Source organism: Actinomadura rugatobispora, assembly GCF_042656285.1.
Taxonomy (GTDB): domain Bacteria; phylum Actinomycetota; class Actinomycetes; order Streptosporangiales; family Streptosporangiaceae; genus Spirillospora; species Spirillospora rugatobispora.
Genome location: NZ_JBHSON010000213.1, coordinates 1 through 2,321, shown reverse-complemented (window position 1 = coordinate 2,321; position 2,321 = coordinate 1). Strand labels below are relative to the sequence as shown.

Genomic DNA, 2,321 nt, shown 5'->3' with positions numbered 1-2,321 from the left:
GTTTTTCCGCCGGCACTTCCTCCGGGTTATCGTAGTAGACGGCCACCCATTCGCGGGCGGGCACCTGGTGGTTCTCAACCCACATCATCAGTTGCTCAAACCCCTGCTTGACGGTGTGATCCCAGGGCCCGACCAGATGGAAACCGGCGATGGTTTTCTTGCCGAGGGTGGTGATGCTGTAGTTCATCTTGCCTCCTTTGGAGATAAATTGTCGCGGTAGGGATACCCGTTACCGGATACCCCCCGCACAGATCCCGGCGTGCGCGATTTACGCACCGGGCTCCTGCCTCGGGTGTCTGGCGGTGAACCGCTCCACAGGCCATGGATGAAGAACCCGAACCCTTGGTAGCCATGCGGCTGCCAGTTTGTTTGCTTTCGTCCAGGTCGTATCATCCTTCTGGCTCCTGCGCCTGAGCGCCCGGCGCCAGAGGTTTGTTACGTGTGTCCTGAACTTCTGCATGGTGGGGAAGTTGCCCGGTACCGAGTGATAGTTCAGGTATCCCTGAACCACTCTCCTGAGCCATTTTCCCTGTTCGGGGATTGAGTAATGCCAGCGCCTTCGCAGACCGTCTTTGATGGCTTTCAGAGTTGCCGTCATCCGATCCCGGCGGGTCTTTCGTATCAGCATGAACCTGCCGTTGCGATCTTTCCCGCTGATGTGCGTGAACCCGAGGAAGTTGAACGTTTCTGGTTTGCCTTTTCCCCTGATGGCACGGTTTTCGGCAGCGAAGCGGCCGAACTCCATCAGACGGGTTTTCTCCGGGTGAACCGTGAGTCCGAACTCCCTCAGTCTGCGCTGCATGGCTATACGGAAGCGCCGGGCATCGTATCGTTTGTCGAACCCGATGACGATGTCATCGGCGTATCTGACCATTACCACATTGCCTGTGGCATAGCGACGTCGCCACTGATGCGCCCACAGATCGAAGACGTAGTGGAGGTATATGTTTGCCAGCAGCGGTGAGATGACCGCACCCTGTGGGGTGCCTTCCTCCGTTGCTCGCCATTGACCCTCCTCCGACGTCCCGGCTGTGAGCCACTTACGTATGAGCCTGATTACCCTCCGGTCGCCGATCCGATGCTCTGTGAACCTGATCAGCCATTCGTGGCTCACCCTGTCGAAGAACTGACTGATGTCGGCATCCAGTACCCAGTTTACGTTAGTGCGTACCAGCCCTGTGGCCAGTGCGTCCAGTGCATCGTGCTGGCTTCGCCCGGGTCTGAACCCGTATGAGAACCCCATAAAGTCGTTTTCATAGACTGCGTTCAGGATTTTCACCAGCGCATACTGGACGATCTTGTCCTCCAGCGAGGCGATGCCGAGCGGGCGTTGTTTTCCATCCGCTTTTGGGATGTAGTGACGCCTGCCGGGCTGCGCCCTGTAGCTGCCCTGATGTAGCCTCCGGTGCAGATCTGTTATGTTGTTCTTCATGTTTCCGGCGTAGTCCATCCACCTGATGCCATCCACTCCGGCGGCCGCTTTCCTGCTCAGGGAGAGGAATGCGGCTTCCAGTGCTTCGACTGTCAGCAGGTGGAACAATGCTGTAAACCGTTCTTTCTTCCGCTGCTTCGCAGCTTCCCGCACGCGTGACAGCCTCTGTGACATGCTTTCCCGGCTCTGTGTCCGGCGCATGTGTGGCTGTTCCGCGTTCCCCTTGGCCCCGCTCCTTCGCTCCACTGACTCCGCTCCTTTCGGGTTGTTCGCCTGCTTCGCCGCTACTATGAGCGAGTCCGACTTCTCCTCTCCGTACATCACCGGCTATGACTCCTCGTCTTCCCGGTGCGGGCCATCTCCGACACTGGCAGATGGTCAGAGGGGAGATCTCCCGGTTCCCGCGTAGAGATCGTATTGACATGCCAGGGTCTCAGACCCCGCCGGGTCCATGTGGCACTCGCAGTATCGCACCCTATGATGTTGCCTTCCGTTAACAGTACAACGTCGGCACCCGGTAATTTAATATACATTTCGTGGCTCAATGGCTGGCCTGTCAACACCCCTGTCAACGCTTCGCCCCATACCTCGCGGTATGCAACGCATGACTCGGGGACCTTGTGGATTGCTGGTCCTTCAATGGTCGGGGACTTTCACCCCTTGATCTCTAACCGGTCTCCCGGCGCACACTGTTTTTATATACAGTTAAATTTAGCCCTCTGATATGAGGGCTTTTTTTATGGCAGTACGAAAACTCACCACAGGAAAATGGCTTTGCGAATGTTACCCCGCCGGGTCCATGTGGCACTCGCAGTATCGCACCCTATGATGTTGCCTTCCGTTAACAGTACAACGTCGGCACCCGGTAATTTAATATACATTTCGTGGC

The 2,321-nt window shown here is 57.0% G+C and carries 2 protein-coding genes; both read right to left on the bottom strand.

The window, feature by feature from the left end; genetic code table 11:
• A partial coding sequence (locus ACFPZN_RS55855) for a GyrI-like domain-containing protein (RefSeq protein WP_378293523.1) occupies nt 1-187 on the bottom strand: 187 nt, incomplete at its 3' end.
• 81 nt (nt 188-268) lie between these two features.
• Nucleotides 269-1,753 (bottom strand): group II intron reverse transcriptase/maturase, encoded by a 1,485-nt coding sequence (gene ltrA, locus ACFPZN_RS55850; RefSeq protein WP_004152765.1) that lies wholly within the window; start codon nt 1,751-1,753, stop codon nt 269-271.
• Nucleotides 1,754-2,321 lie beyond the last annotated feature (568 nt).

Bases quoted from the DNA above. Each gene is read 5' to 3' on its own strand.
- ltrA (WP_004152765.1), bottom strand. From the start codon at position 1,753: ATGTACGGAGAGGAGAAGTCGGACTCGCTCATAGTAGCGGCGAAGCAG.